14 protein-coding genes are annotated in these 13620 nt (G+C 64.2%); 9 read left to right on the top strand and 5 right to left on the bottom strand.

Annotation, left to right across the window (positions count from 1 at the left end; all coding sequences use genetic code 11):
- Nucleotides 1–9: 9 nt before the first annotated feature.
- The 3 genes from J7E45_RS08380 to J7E45_RS08370 form a co-directional block, all read right to left on the bottom strand.
- Nucleotides 10–1389 carry an extracellular solute-binding protein gene (locus J7E45_RS08380; protein ID WP_091032950.1) on the bottom strand — a complete coding sequence of 460 codons (1380 nt, stop codon included), beginning with the start codon at nt 1387–1389 and terminating at the stop codon, nt 10–12.
- A gap of 192 nt (nt 1390–1581) precedes the next feature.
- Entirely contained in the window at nt 1582–1989 is a 408-nt protein-coding gene (locus J7E45_RS08375) for an arsenate reductase ArsC (protein WP_091032947.1), read from the bottom strand.
- A gap of 73 nt (nt 1990–2062) precedes the next feature.
- Nucleotides 2063–3364, bottom strand: a complete 1302-nt coding sequence (locus J7E45_RS08370) for an FAD-dependent oxidoreductase (RefSeq protein ID WP_215068465.1) — start codon at nt 3362–3364, stop codon at nt 2063–2065.
- An 83-nt stretch (nt 3365–3447) separates the two neighbouring features.
- Here J7E45_RS08370 and J7E45_RS08365 point away from each other — a divergent pair, with 83 nt between their 5' ends.
- Nucleotides 3448–3801, top strand: a complete 354-nt coding sequence (locus J7E45_RS08365) for a helix-turn-helix transcriptional regulator (protein ID WP_215068464.1) — start codon at nt 3448–3450, stop codon at nt 3799–3801.
- 37 nt (nt 3802–3838) lie between these two features.
- Here the strand turns inward: J7E45_RS08365 and J7E45_RS08360 are convergent, their stop codons facing one another.
- Both J7E45_RS08360 and J7E45_RS08355 read right to left on the bottom strand, forming a co-directional pair.
- Entirely contained in the window at nt 3839–4282 is a 444-nt protein-coding gene (locus J7E45_RS08360; protein ID WP_215068462.1) for a hypothetical protein, read from the bottom strand.
- A gap of 58 nt (nt 4283–4340) precedes the next feature.
- Complete coding sequence (locus J7E45_RS08355) at nt 4341–5147, bottom strand: NAD(P)H-dependent oxidoreductase (protein ID WP_215068460.1); 807 nt, start codon at nt 5145–5147, stop codon at nt 4341–4343.
- Between the two features lie 99 nt (nt 5148–5246).
- On the opposite strand from J7E45_RS08355, the gene J7E45_RS08350 reads away from it, so the two are divergent.
- The 8 genes from J7E45_RS08350 to qatD all read left to right on the top strand — a co-directional run bounded on the left by J7E45_RS08350 (nt 5247) and on the right by qatD (nt 13167).
- On the top strand, nt 5247–5837 hold the full coding sequence (locus J7E45_RS08350; RefSeq protein ID WP_215068458.1) for a TetR/AcrR family transcriptional regulator: 591 nt from the start codon (nt 5247–5249) through the stop codon (nt 5835–5837).
- A 560-nt stretch (nt 5838–6397) separates the two neighbouring features.
- Entirely contained in the window at nt 6398–6601 is a 204-nt protein-coding gene (locus J7E45_RS18185; RefSeq protein WP_308162079.1) for a hypothetical protein, read from the top strand.
- On the top strand, nt 6601–7515 hold the full coding sequence (locus J7E45_RS08340; protein WP_215068454.1) for a hypothetical protein: 915 nt from the start codon (nt 6601–6603) through the stop codon (nt 7513–7515). Before J7E45_RS18185 ends, J7E45_RS08340 begins: the two co-directional genes overlap by 1 nt.
- Nucleotides 7516–7634: 119 nt before the next feature.
- Nucleotides 7635–8240, top strand: coding sequence for a GNAT family N-acetyltransferase (locus J7E45_RS18250; protein WP_374225454.1), 606 nt, complete (start codon nt 7635–7637; stop codon nt 8238–8240).
- 226 nt (nt 8241–8466) lie between these two features.
- Nucleotides 8467–10323 (top strand): P-loop NTPase fold protein, encoded by a 1857-nt coding sequence (locus J7E45_RS08330; protein ID WP_215068450.1) that lies wholly within the window; start codon nt 8467–8469, stop codon nt 10321–10323.
- On the top strand, nt 10323–11138 hold the full coding sequence (gene qatB, locus J7E45_RS08325; protein WP_215068447.1) for a Qat anti-phage system associated protein QatB: 816 nt from the start codon (nt 10323–10325) through the stop codon (nt 11136–11138). Before J7E45_RS08330 ends, qatB begins: the two co-directional genes overlap by 1 nt.
- Nucleotides 11135–12412: a Qat anti-phage system QueC-like protein QatC gene (gene qatC, locus J7E45_RS08320; RefSeq protein ID WP_215068445.1), complete on the top strand. Its 1278-nt coding sequence runs from the start codon at nt 11135–11137 to the stop codon at nt 12410–12412. Before qatB ends, qatC begins: the two co-directional genes overlap by 4 nt.
- The gene (qatD, locus tag J7E45_RS08315; protein WP_215068443.1) at nt 12409–13167 is read left to right on the top strand and encodes a Qat anti-phage system TatD family nuclease QatD; all 759 of its coding nucleotides are present in this window, start codon (nt 12409–12411) and stop codon (nt 13165–13167) included. The genes qatC and qatD overlap by 4 nt, the downstream gene beginning before the upstream one ends.
- Nucleotides 13168–13620 lie beyond the last annotated feature (453 nt).

Genomic DNA, 13620 nt, shown 5'->3' with positions numbered 1-13620 from the left:
GTCCGGACCCTACGACGCGACCTGCTCGTTGTACGCCTTCTCGGCGGACGCGAGTGCCTCGTTCGCGGGAGAGGTGCCCGTGAGGTACGACTGGAATGCGATGCGCAGCTGGTCGAACAGCAGTCCCGCATCAGCGGCGGCAGGCATACCTCGGCCGGCGTCGGATGCGTAGTCCGCCTGGAACTTCCACGCGTCGTTCTGAGCCTGCGCCTGAGGGCTTGCGGATGCCGACGGGCGTGTGGGCAGCTTGCCCGGCGCATCGACGAGGTACTCGGCCTGTCCTTTCGAACCGGTGATGTGCATCGCGAACTCGAACGCGAGCTCCTGCTTCGCCTCGTCCGGCGTCTTCTGCGCAGGAAGCTCGAATGCCCAGAAGCCCGAGAGGGTGGCGTCCTTCGCCTCTTTCGTCGGACGCGGCGTGCGGAAGTAGCCGATCTCGTCCGCCAGGCCGCCGTCGTCGAGCTTGAGCCCCACCCACGAGCCGCCCTTCATCGTCGCGGTCTTGTGCGACAGCAGCATGTCGTCGTACTCGTCGTCCTTGGAGACGGACAGCAACCCGGTCGACGAGACGCCCTGCTCGTTCATGAGCGAGTTGTAGAACTCGAAGACCTCGAGCATCTCGTCGGTCTTGAGGGTCGCGCGACCATCGGCGTCGATCACGTCTCCACCGAGCATCCACGTCTGGGAGAAGAGGGACTGGGTGGGAGTGTGCACGGTGTTCCCTGCCCAGAACGAGTAGGGGTCAGCGATACCGGCATCCTTGAGTGCGGCCATCGCTTCGGTGAACTCCGCCCACGTCTCGGGGGGCTCGGTGATGCCGGCCTTCGCCCAGTCCTCCTTCCAGTACATCTCGTGACGGCAGTCGGTCATCCACGGGAGTGCGTAGATCTTCCCGGCATCGGAGGCGATGCCGCGGAGCAGGTTCTGGTTGTAGTCGTCCCATTCGCCGGGCAGGGAATCGAGCGGCGCGAGGAACCCTCCCTTCGCGAGCTTGGGGATGTTGAGATCGTTGACCAGCACCAGGTCAGCGGGAGTGCCGGCCTGGCCCATCAGGATGACCCGCTGAGTGATGGTGTCCCAGGGCACGGTCTCGATCTCGAGGGTCACGTCGGGATGGGTCTCCTTCCATGACTGCAGAAGGCGCCAGAGCCCTCTGTCGGCGGTGCCGTCCGCCGCCGGTTCGGTCGTCGTCGTGAGGACATCCTCGAAAGGGTAGGCATCTGGCATGACCATGCGCAGCGTCTTGGCTCCCTTCGTGGATACCTCCGGCGCGCACGCGGTGAGACTCGTACCCATCGCGATGGCGGCGCCACCGATCAGGCCCGCCTTGAACAACGTTCGGCGCGAGAGTGTGGTGGAACTGAGGGGTTGCAGTGACTTCTTCGTCATGACCTTCTCCAGTCTTCGCTGTCGATCAGGAGCCAGTGGTAGGGCCACCGGACCTTTCTGATCATGGCGCGACAAACATCGGATGTCAACGGTTCGTCACCCGGGCGCCGGTGACGCGTCCAGGCGCGGCAGCATGACCCTCGACAGCCCGCGAGGAGGCAGGCTGGCCGGCCGATGCAGGCGGTCGGTCCCTCAGACCAGTTCGCTCACCAGCTGCTCGATGCGTGCCCGGATCTCGTCGCGGATCGGGCGTACGGCATCGATGCCCTGGCCGGCCGGGTCGTCGAGGGCCCAGTCCTCGTAGCGCTTGCCGGGGAAGAACGGGCACGCGTCGCCGCAGCCCATCGTGATCACGACATCGGAGGCCTGCACGGCCTCGGTGGTCAGAACCTTGGGCTGCTCGGCAGTGATGTCGATGCCGAGCTCACTCATGGCCGCGACGGCGGTCGGGTTGATCTGATCAGCGGGCATCGAACCGGCGGAGCGGACTTCGATGCGGTCACCGGCGATGTCGCGGAGGAATCCGGCCGCCATCTGCGAGCGTCCGGCGTTGTGCACGCAGACGAAGAGCACGGAGGGCTTGGTGGTCGTGTCGGTCATGGGTGCTCCTGGGAGGGGGTGGGTGACCTGCATCTATCTTGACAGTCGGATACCCGCGGTGGGCGGGCCGCGATCAGCCGACGGCGGCCGGGCGCGCGCCGATCTGGATCGTCGCCGGGGCAGCGCAGCAGCTGCCGGCCGAGTTGTCGAACCCCCCGGCTCCGCCGCACACGCCGGTGTCGGGGAGGCTCAGCTCGTTGCGGGCCGCGGCCTCGTGATCGCCCACGAGGTGCGCGGCGACGCTGCGGACCTGCTCGTATCCGGTCAGGGCGAGGAAGGTCGGGGCGCGGCCGTACGACTTCGCGCCGACGATGAAGAATTCGGGTTCGGGCTGGGCGAGCTCCCTCGCCCCTGTCGCGCCCACCGAGCCGCAGGAGTGGATGTTCGGGTCGATCTCGGAGGCGATGCCCGCGACCGCTTCGAGTGCGGGATCGAGGTCGATCCGCAGTTCCCTCAGCATCCCGGTGTCGGGGCGGAAGCCGGTGAGGGCGAACACGTGCCCGACGTCGGTCACCTCCCGGCCGTCTTCCGCGACGATCGTCAGCCCGTCGCCGCCCTGCCGGAATTCGGCGACGCGGAACCCCGTCACCAGCTCCACGACCCCCTCGTCGATGACCTTCCGGGCGCGGGAACCGAGTGCGGCGCGCTCGGGAAGCTCGTCCCCGATCCCGCCACCGAAGACGTTGGCGGCGCTTCCTCGACGCAGCAGCCAGGTCACGCGCGTTCCCGGAGCGCGCCGTGCCAGCTCGCTCAGGCGCAGGACGGCGTGCGTGGCGGAGTGCCCGGCTCCCACGACGACCACATGCCGGCCCGCGAGCTCGGACACGTCGGTCGGGATGCGGTACGAGATCCGGCCCGACGCCGCGGCCTCGCCGAGTGCCGGGAATCCGTCCGCCCCCGCCGGGTTCGGAAGATTCCAGGTGCCGCTCGCATCGACGACCGCGCGGGCGAGGAGTCGGGCTTCGCGCCCGTCCCCATCGACGGTGTGCACGACGAAGGGCTGGCTCTTGCGTCCCCCGTCGACGACCTTGTCCCGACCCTGGCGGGCGATGCCGGTGACGGTGGTCGCGTAGCGGATTCGCTCGCCCAGAGCATCCGCGAGTGGTGCCAGGTAGCCGCGAACCCACTCCGTGCCGGTCGGATAGCCCGCTGTGCGTGCCGTCCACCCCGTCGGCTCGAGCAGGCGGCGGGCGGCGGCGTCGGTGAGTTCCGGCCATGCCGAGAACAGGCGCACATGCCCCCACTCCGAGACGGCCGCGGCCGGCGTGTTCCCGCGCTCGACGACGACCACGTGCTCGCCGCGTTCGACGAGGTGTGCCGCGGCTGCCAGACCCTGCGGGCCCGCTCCGATGACGACGACGGGAAGCTCGGACATCACATCTCCTCAAATCGATGATCTTCAATACGATGACTGTCGCCGATCTATCGAAGTTTGTCAATACGTGTCAGGATGGATGCATGAGCCTGCCGACGACCATCGAAGCGACCGCCTGCTGCGTGCCGCGGGTCACGGCCGCGCCGACGGTCGAGGATGCGGAGCGCGTCGCGCGGGTGTTCAAGGCGCTCGGTGATCCCACGCGAGTCCGGCTGCTGTCCCTCATCGCCGCCGGGGACGGCGGCGAGGCCTGCATCTGCGACCTGACCGAGCCGGTCGGCCTCTCGCAGGGCACCGTCTCGCACCACATGAAGCTCCTCGCGGATGCCGGCCTCGTCACCCGCGAGCAGCGCGGCAAGTGGGCGTACTTCTCGCTCAACGCCGACACGATGGATGCCGCCGCCGACGCGCTTCGTGTGGCGGCGCCCCGGTCGTAGAACCTGAGTTCTCCGGGCTCTCCGGCTGCCGGCCAGGCTATCGAGCTCTGGCCGTGATCAGCGAGCTGGGGATGTGCCCGGCGGCAAGCACCGCCGCGGCAATCGCCACCCAGGGGTTCTCCAGCCATGCGGCGCCGGCGAGGAAAGCGGCGACGGGGAGCAGCGCCATGGGCACCGGCACGCCCCAGACGGGACCGAAGAGCGCCTCAAGGCGACGCCCGGTGACGAGGAACCTCACCCACAACGCCCAGTACGCGAGCACGAGCACGGCGACGAGCGGGAACCACCACCACCCGACGGATGCGCCCACCGTGATGGAGGGAACCGTCACGCAGAGCGCCTGCCCCGCGCGTTCCAGCAGCGTCACCGGACGAGGGACGACCCCGGTCGGCAACGCAGGGCGGGGCGGGAACCAGATGAGTAACAGGCTCGGAGCGAAGATGGCGAGGCTGAGTGCGAGACCCAGCACCGAGAAGCCCATACCCGCGAGCGTATCGCCCGAGGGGTCCGACCCCGCCCGCGCCGAACGTCGTGCGGTCCTAGCGGGTGCTGTTCGCGACGCCCGCGCGGTCGACGCGGTGGATGTCGAGGTCGGTTCGTCCGGGAAGGATGTCGGCGCGCAACGCTCGCGTCCCCCGATACTCGCCGTCGCGCAGGGCGCGGTACGGCTGAGACGGCACCTCGTCGTGAATGCCCGCCAGCCTCGTTGTCAGCCGATCCCGCTCCGAAGCGACGGCCGCGGCATCGAGGGCGTCGGCGTCGTGGATGACGTGCAGATCGAGCGATTCAATCCCCGTGTACCAGAGCGTGCCGTGCGTGATGGGGAACAGCAGAGCATCGATGTCGCCGCTGATGCCTCGGGTACCGATGCTTCGCGCATCCTCGCCCGCCGTCACGATGATGAGCGCGCGCTTGCCCTTCAGGCCGCCCTCGCCGTAGCGGAGCGGCAGTCCCGTTTCCGCGTCGACGCCGCCGTAGGCGAAGCCGTTGGTGAACACGCGATCGAACCAGCCTTTGAGGATCGCCGGTGCGCCGTACCACCAGAGCGGGAACTGGAACACGAGCAGCTCGGCGGCCTCCAGCTTCCGCTGTTCGACGCGCACGTCGTCGGGAATGAGCCCGCTCTCGTGGATCTCGCCCATCAGGTCGACGACGTTCCCCTCGCGCCCGCCGATGTCGCGCTGTGCCAGCAGCGGATCGAAGCCCTGGGCGTACAGATCCGAGGTCTGCACGTCGTAGCGCGGCGTGAGTGCCTCGACTCCTGCCTGGAACAGTTGCCGGTTCAGGGATCCCGACTGCGGGTGCGCGTAGACCCAGTGGGTGGTGGGCCGGAGGTCGGCGGTCATGTCTCTCCTCGGATCGTGGATGGTGCCGATGGCACGGGGTAGGATTGGTACCTACCAACCGTAACTTACTCATCGTAAGTATGGGTCGCAAGGGGCGAGATGACGAAGGCGAAAGAGGGTGCGCGACCGCGACTGTCGAAGGCCGACCGTCGCGCGCAGCTGCTGAGCGTCGCGCGGGAGATGATCCGTTCCGAGGGCGCCGACGCGCTGACCCTCGGCACGCTCGCAGACCGCGCGGGCATCACGAAGCCCGTCGTCTACGAGCACTTCGGCGACCGCTCGGGGCTCTTCGCCGCGCTGTACCGACAGTTCGACGAGCGCCAGGATGCCTCGCTCGAGACCGCGCTGGCGAGGGCCCGACCCGACGTCGAAGGGGTCGTGGACGTCATCGCCACGAGCTATGTCGCCTGCGCCCGCGCCGAAGGCATCGAGATGGCGGGAGTGGTCGCGGCCCTCCACGGCACGCCGGTGCTCGCGCGGATACGGCAGGAGTCGGTGGGGGCGTACGTCGAACGCTGTCGCGTCGCCCTCGCCCGCGTGGTCGGTGCCGAGAGCATCGATCCGATCACCCTGGAGGCCGCGTTCGCCTCGGCGGATGTGCTCGCGAGCGCGGTGCTCGCCTCGCGCATCGACGAGGGTGACGCGCACGAGGCTCTCGTGCGGATCCTCCTCGCCTCGATCAGGGAGTGAGCCGGGGGCGTTCCGATCGCACCCTGACCGATCATGTCGGAAACGCAGCGCGATGACACCGTGTGTCACCAGTTCAATATGAGGACCGTCTGTGCGGTAGAACTCGTGCCAGCTGTGGGAAACTCGGGACGATGACATCCCTCGAACAGACTGCAGCGGAGGCGATTCAGGACGGCTGGGCAGTGCTGCGCACCGACATACGGACGCTGCTCCTCGAGGCGACTGGACTTGGATGGAGGCCGGTCCCGATTCGGCGAGGGGAGCCAGCGCTGAGCACGTTGCGAGTTGTAGATGCCGAAGATGCGCACGTCCAATCCTTGAGCGCTATGGTCGGCCGGGACCGCCAGCCGTTGCACACAGATGGCGCGCATCACCGTGTGATGCCCGATATCGTTCTACTCGCGGCGGTCGCACCTTCGCCGACGCCTACTTTGCTGCGCGCGCTAGGCGTCCCCACGGAATCGCAGCGTGCGGGGGTATTCAAGGTGGGTGGCGGCCGTGATGCCTTCTACTCCAGCGCAATCGACACGGCCGGCCGATGGCGCTATGACCCGGGGTGTATGACTCCCATGGACGACGACGCGCGGCATGCCGCTGCGGAGTTCGCCGCATTGACGGAGTCAGCTTTCGCGCACTACTGGACGGAACCAGGCAACGTGCTCGTGATCGCGAACCGTCGCGCGCTGCACGCTCGCGCGGCCGCCTCGGATGCATCAACTCGACGAGTGCACCGGGCTGCGCTGATCAGTGGGCTGGACGGCTGATGGCGATCCCGTCGTTCAACGATCTCTGGGCGAAGGCGCAAGTGTTCGCCCGGCGCTCGCTTAGCGATGAGGAAGTTCGCGATTTCGACGAGCGAGCGTTCTGGGCAACGACAGCACTGGAATTCCTCGCGAAGGCCGCACTCGCCCACATCTCGCCGCTCTTGATCATTCCGCCTGACGCCGATGGTAAGCACGTGTTGGCTACTCTCGGAGTGGTCGCCTACGACGGAGCTGACATACAGACCATCCAAGCGAAAGCGCTGTGGTCGAGAGCTGAAAAGACATTCCGATCGTTTTCTGGGAAGGAAGCTGCGCAGTTCAGTGCCGTCCGCAACGAGTACATGCACGGGGGCGGGACAGGAACGCCGCCGCACCCCGAAGCGGTGTGGTGGGGGAAACTGTGGAACCAGGCAAGCATCCTGGTGGTAGCTGCAGATCAGGACCTTCATGGCTTGGTCGGTAGCTCGCTCCTGAGTCGTGTCGAGGACTATTTGGCGCAACATAATGATCATGTGAAAGAGCACGTGGCCGCGCTACTCGGTCGCGCCCAGCAGCGACTCGATCAGCGTCAGCATGCGGCCACGCCGGCCGCCCTTCGCGACGAGCTCAACAAGACTTTCGAGGCATCTGCGCAGCTCTCATACCAGTCTGTTAGCGACTGTCCCGTCTGCGGCGAAGAGGGTTCGCTGGAGGGCGAAGACTATGGAGACGTTTCCGTCGACTACCCAGAGCAGTTCGATGACATGTGGACGTCGCCCACCGAGCGGCTTCAGATATACGCCGTCTACTTCGGATGCCCAAACTGCCATCTCGTACTTGACCGCTTAGAGTTCCTAGAAGAGGCAGGTGTGACCACAACGTTCATGATCGAGCGGAACTACGAGCCGGACGAGTACGACTACGGAAACGATTGAGCAAGGTATCTGCTCGTGGCACGGAGAGTTGGGCCGGCCTGCTTCTGCGCCAGTCGGACTCTCCCCGACTCTGGCTCGAGAGTGCCGACACAGGTTCAGGACGAGGTGGCTCATTCAGCATGCATCACGGCGTGAGTGACGATGACATCGAGGCATGGGAGCCCGACTTCCCGCTGTCCAGCGACCCGGACTTCTTGAAATGGCGCGCCCGATTGAATGACCTTGGATCATCGAGAGTCTCGATTCGAGAGGCCACGTTGACTGCCCGCGACGCTCGTGCCATTAGGGACCTGCAGGTGGTCTGTTCGCCAATCTCTGTCCTCCAGGTTCGGCGGAACATTGAGACAATCGCCATGCATCATGTGCTCCTGGCGGAAATAGACGGGCTTCATGTGGGATATTGCACCTCGAGCGTCGGCACTATCGACGCTGATCCGCTCTACCTTCAGGTCGTTGCGGTGGCACCCGAAGCTCAGCGTCGTGGTGTCGGACTGGCGCTACTCGCTGCTGCCGCATCTAACTACCCTGAGCGTGATGTTGCGCTGGCCACGCAGGATGACAATGATGCTGCCCGAGCACTCAACGAGCGCTTCGCGCATTCCGTTGGAGCGACGATAGCTCGAGAGCGTCTAAGCAGATTTCGGGATAGTGACCTAGGGATCTCGCGCGGGCTCGGCTACCGGGCATGGGTCATCCGACGCGCTCGGAGTGGTCAACAAAACTAAGTTCGGGTGGCCCGCAAAGAGATGAATTGCTCGGGTCGATGCCTCCCTCAGGGGCAAGTCGCCTCAAGTCATCGAAGACGGGGGTTAAAAGAATCTAGGACGAGCGCCTCGACTGCGATCAGAATGCGACGGTAGCGAACGCCCTTCGCTGAACGCGCATGGCATGATAGCGAGGTGTGCGGGGTGGCACTCCGCCAGGCCGGTGTCGTAGCGAGGGGTATCGACGGTGTGGACTGACAACGAGACGGATCGCGACTTCCTGAACTTCGAGGGCGTTGCGGACACGATAGCTGAGGTCATCGTGCGCGCGGACGGTCGCCCGGTGTCCATTGGAGTTTCTGGCGCCTGGGGTGTGGGCAAGTCTTCGATGATCAAGCTCACGCGCACGTCACTGGAGAAAAAGCAGCCTGAACATGGGCCAAAGAAGTACGTATTCGTCGAGTTCAACGCCTGGCTATATCAAGGGTATGACGACGCGAGGGCGGCATTGCTTGAAGTGGTCGCGAATCGGTTGCAAGAAGAAGCCGAGTCCCGTAAATCGGGAGTGGACAAGGCGAAGGAGTTCCTCGCTCGCGTCCGATGGGTTCGTCTGGCGAAGCTCATCGCGGTTCCTGCAGCGGCGATGGCCTTGGGTCTTCCCCCTGGCGGTATACCTGGCGACATCGCGAACCTCATCGATGCAGGCGCGTCGGGGCGATTTGACGGGGCTGATGTCGACGAGGCCATGCGCGTTGGGGAAGCCTCGGCTGCCGCCGGTAGTGCGCTTCTCAAAGCGAAGGAACAGTGGTCACCGCCGAAAGAGATCCAAGCTCTGCGCGACGCGTTCGAAGACACCTTGAAGGAGGTTGGTGTCACGCTCGTTGTGCTCATCGACGACCTAGACCGGTGCATGCCAGGAACCACGATCTCGACACTCGAGGCCATACGCCTCTTTCTCTTCCTCAAGCAGACAGCGTTCGTAATTGCTGCCGACGACGCGATGATCAAGCATGCCGTGAAGAAGCACTTTGGAGGGCTCGAGAACGACGAGCTGATCACAAACTACTTCGACAAGCTCGTGCAGATCCCGATCCGCGTGCCGGCGCTTGGGACGCAAGAGGTCCGTGCTTATCTCATGATGCTGTTTATCGAGAATAGCGAGCTGAAACCTGAGGAGCAGGACACTCTGCGCGCGGCCATTGCTCGACAACTCCGAGAATCATGGAAAGGCAAGCGAGTTGACCGGTCGTTCGTCGGTAGCCAAGACATCGACTTAGGTCCGGCTTTGACAGGGCGGTTGGAGACCGCGGAGCGACTCGCCCCGCTCATGACAACTGCTGAGAAGATTGCGGGGAACCCTCGGCTGATCAAGCGCTTCCTGAATGCCCTGTCGATCCGCATGTCGATATCGGCGGCTCAAGGTGTTGGGGTTGACGAAGCTGTCCTCGCGAAGCTCCTACTCTTCGAACGCATGGTTACTCCCAACGCCTACGCATCCCTGACGGCTGCTGTGAACAGCGACCCCGACGGGAAGCCATCCTTCCTCGACGAGTGGGAACGCGCAGCCGCCAAGAACGAAGCGTTCAATCCAACCGAGGCGTGGGACTCGCCGTTCCTCCGCGAGTGGCTGGCACTTCCGCCTGCCCTAGCGGATATCGACCTTCGAGGTGCGCTGTACGTCGGGCGTGAGCAAGCCCCCCTCATCACTGCCGCGGATCGCCTGTCGTCCGTCGCGGCAGATCTGCTCAATGCGCTGTTGGATAGTCCCGCGGAGTCTCGGGCTGTCCTCAACGACCTTGCGGCACTTCCACCGAACGAGGTCGAGATCATGATGGATCGAGTTCTCGCACGCGCACGCCAGGAGCAAGAATGGGGAGCACCTCCAATCCTCGAAGCGTGCCTCGCCTTGGCGGAAGTCAACGCGACCCAGGCGCAGACCTTCGCGGGATTCCTGCTCGAACGACCAGGTCAACAGGTCCGCGCAACGATCGTCCCCAGGATTGCGGATCTGTCGTGGGCTCCCGAAGTGCTAGAGCATTGGCTCCAATCATCTGAAGTGGACAGTCCTACGAAAAAGGCTATTCAGGGAAGGAAAGCCAAGTAGTGGGCACGTCGCAAAGCAGTGAGGGGCCTGGGCCGGGCGTGGCGCTTGTCCCACCGTGGGCGGACGACGTCGACGAGACCAGCGACGAAGCCGAACGCGACGAGGTCGCGCCGGAGGAAGCAGCGGAGACCAAACCAGTTCCGGTTGCTCCCGCTGGGCGATTTCGCGACAGCAGGACGGCTCTAGGTAGGTTCGCGCGAAGCGGGAACAGCCAGGATCTGCGTCGAGCGCTACGTCATTACGTGCAGAGCGGCTACGGCGGCAGCGGCACGATGACTCGGCGGCTCGGTGGAACGGCCGCCACCGCTGGTCGGCTCAGCACTGTCCTTCAGTCTGCTGGAACGGTTGACGGCACCGATCTGCGTGATCGAATCCTTGCGAACGGTAGCGACGCGAATGCAGTCCTCGACGCAATTGTCGACGCAACGAGCCCCGCAGACGGCACCCAGGACCGAGAAGCCGGCCGTATCGCCGTACGAAACGCGCTCTCTGCCTTGCTCGAGCGTTACCCAAATGCCGACCTGCTTGCACTTGAGGACGCGCAACGAGTCTTTGTCATCGAGCGATACGCCGCCCTTGACGTCTTCGGGCGGCTATGCCTCGACCTCCAGAAGACGGTGATGAACAAATCGCCCGACGCCACAATCGGCCTTCGCAGGCTCAGATACATCCGCGAGTTCATAACCGAGCAGGTCTCAGCCGCATTCCGCAGACTAGAAGCTAACGGGGACCGCGCCAACTCCGCACGAGTAGCGCAGATCACCCGCGATGCCCTCCGCGAGACTCTGACCGTTTTTGAGGAGTACACCGAGTGAAATACGTCAGCGGTCCAGGAGCCTCACTGGGGAGCATAGATTCATCCGCCACGCCAATCTCTCTCTACGAACAGATCACGTCCACGACGCACCTGACTGCCGGATGGGCCGCCGCTGAGACCATTCGTCGACAGCGGCTCCAGCCTGACGACGCGGCATGGGACCTGCTCACCATCGCACTGACCGTGGTAGCGGCGGACGGCGACCACCCAAGGGCAACAAGTCCCGATGGATGGACGCGGGAGTTTGAACTAGACATCGCGCTGCAAGATCCCGCTCGCTGGGCTCCGCACGCGGACACTATCGCGCAGGCGCTCAGCTTCCTCACAACGGACCGTTGGCGGCTCATATTCCGTGACGGCGGGCGGGTGCCCGAAGTGCCGTCTAAGCCTCGCTTCCCTGGTGCAGATTCAGTCGCGCTACTTTCCGGTGGTTTGGACTCGTTGATCGGCGCAATCGATCTCGCTGACCAAGGGAGATCGATCTTCGCGATTAGCCAGACTGTTCGCGGCGATGCCGAAAAGCAGGATCTCTTCGCGAAGACCATTGGCGGCGGACTCCAGCACCTCCAGCTCAACCACAACGCAAGTACACCGCGCGACAGCAAGGAGACATCGCAACGGTCAAGGTCGCTGATATTTCTCGCCTTCGCGGTTTTGGGGGCCACGAGCACGCTTGCTTACCAGTACCAACAAACGATCCCGCTCTTCATTTGCGAGAACGGGTTCATCGCGGTCAACCCGCCGCTCACACTTGCGCGCATCGGGAGCCTCAGCACGCGAACAGCTCATCCTGAATTCCTCGCACGCATCCAGAGCGTGCTGGACGCTGTTGGCCTTCGCGTTCTCATCCAGAATCCGTACGAGGAAAAAACCAAGGGCGAAATGCTTGTGGAGTGCTCGGATCAGTCTCTGCTCGCGCAACTCGCGCCCGCGTCGACGAGTTGCGGGCGGTTCCAGAGGTTCAATTACAGGCACTGCGGACGCTGCGTCCCGTGCCAGATCCGTCGTGCATCGATGCTGCACTGGGGAACGACAGATACGACCGACTATGTCTTCGATGACCTCGGGAAACAGGATCCAGACCACGCCGCCTTCGATGATGTTCGTTCCGTGACTCTGGCTCAACTTGCTATCGAGGAAGACGGGCTCGACTACTGGCTCGGCACAGCGCTGAGCTCTCCGATGATCCGCGACCGGCAAGCTCTGCGAGCAATGATCGAACGCGGGATGGCCGAGCTACGTGCTCTTCAAACCAGATACGGTCTACTGTGATCGACTTCCATACCCATCTCGACCTCTACCCAGAACCGCATAGGGTTGCGGACGAAGCTCAGAAACGGTCGATCGGTTTGTTGTCTGTTACCACTACTCCCTCTGCATGGAGGGGGACCGCGGCGCTTGGAGATGGTCTGTCCGTCGTGAAGACGGCACTAGGGCTACACCCGCAACTCGCCCGCCAGCGTAAATCCGAGCTCGCGATGTTCGACGAACGGCTTCCTGAAACGAACTTCGTTGGGGAGGTCGGACTGGACGGCGGGGCCGAGAACAAGCCGTTCTGGGACGATCAACTTCAGGTCTTTCAGCACATCTTGCAGGCTTGCACCGCGGCGGGCGGAAAGCTCATCTCGATCCATAGCCGGCGCGCCGTAGACCCCACCTTGAGGATGCTTGGCGCCCACCCTGGGTCGGGTACGCCTCTTCTGCACTGGTTCTCCGGGACGCGGACTCAACTCGACCGCGCGAGCGCGGTGGGGTGTTGGTTCAGTGTCAATCCAGCGATGCTCTTGGGCGAGAAAGGACAGGCCCTGCTTGCCGCAATGCCGCGCGACCGAGTTGTACTCGAAAGCGACGGCCCGTTCGCGACCGTGAACAAGAAGCCACTTTTCCCTTGGGACATTCAGTCCGCTGTTCCGGCTATCGCCCGGCTTTGGAGTCTGGAGGAGGCCGCAGCGAGCGCGCAAATTCGCAGCAACGAAAGCCGTCTTATTCAGTCGGTGAGTTCGGACGCGAAGCGCATCTCGGAATGATCGTGCACGCGAGACGATCGCAACGATCTTTTGGGATCGATCTCGGCGCACACCGCAGCCGGACCGCATGTCGTCACGCAATTCTAAGTGGCGCAATCGGAACCCCAGGAAGATCATTGATCTCTGCATCTCGTTGGAGGAATGTGTTCTGACCCCAGAAGCGCGTTCGCGAACAGCCATGTAGACCGGGGGTCGCTATCGTCGGACTACGCCTTCGGTTTCCTTCTCACGCGCTCGCGGCGACTGGACTGTTCTCGGAGATCCTCGTCGTGGGGGACCCAACGGAGAGCTCGTGCTGGCGAGAGACGAACTCGCGCGACTGCCTGCGACGGAACTCCGCCGAGCACTAGACAGGAACGCGCAGCACTTCGAGGCAGAGGACGCGTAGGCAACTGTGTCGGCGGTTCCACAGGAGTATTTTGACGAGGACGGTCCCATCGAACCGATCGATTT

Source organism: Microbacterium sp. ISL-59 (assembly GCF_018613945.1).
GTDB classification, from domain to species: domain Bacteria; phylum Actinomycetota; class Actinomycetes; order Actinomycetales; family Microbacteriaceae; genus Microbacterium; species Microbacterium oxydans_B.
Note: the sequence above shows the minus strand (reverse complement) of the source record. Positions and strands in the feature narration are given on the sequence as shown.

Bases quoted from the DNA above. Each gene is read 5' to 3' on its own strand.
- J7E45_RS18185 (WP_308162079.1), top strand. From the start codon at position 6,398: ATGACTCCCATGGACGACGACGCGCGGCATGCCGCTGCGGAGTTCGCC.
- J7E45_RS08360 (WP_215068462.1), bottom strand. From the start codon at position 4,282: ATGGGCTTCTCGGTGCTGGGTCTCGCACTCAGCCTCGCCATCTTCGCT.
- J7E45_RS18250 (WP_374225454.1), top strand. From the start codon at position 7,635: ATGCATCACGGCGTGAGTGACGATGACATCGAGGCATGGGAGCCCGAC.
- J7E45_RS08350 (WP_215068458.1), top strand. From the start codon at position 5,247: ATGACGAAGGCGAAAGAGGGTGCGCGACCGCGACTGTCGAAGGCCGAC.
- J7E45_RS08340 (WP_215068454.1), top strand. From the start codon at position 6,601: ATGGCGATCCCGTCGTTCAACGATCTCTGGGCGAAGGCGCAAGTGTTC.
- J7E45_RS08380 (WP_091032950.1), bottom strand. From the start codon at position 1,389: ATGACGAAGAAGTCACTGCAACCCCTCAGTTCCACCACACTCTCGCGC.
- J7E45_RS08355 (WP_215068460.1), bottom strand. From the start codon at position 5,147: ATGACCGCCGACCTCCGGCCCACCACCCACTGGGTCTACGCGCACCCG.
- J7E45_RS08370 (WP_215068465.1), bottom strand. From the start codon at position 3,364: ATGTCCGAGCTTCCCGTCGTCGTCATCGGAGCGGGCCCGCAGGGTCTG.
- J7E45_RS08365 (WP_215068464.1), top strand. From the start codon at position 3,448: ATGAGCCTGCCGACGACCATCGAAGCGACCGCCTGCTGCGTGCCGCGG.
- J7E45_RS08375 (WP_091032947.1), bottom strand. From the start codon at position 1,989: ATGACCGACACGACCACCAAGCCCTCCGTGCTCTTCGTCTGCGTGCAC.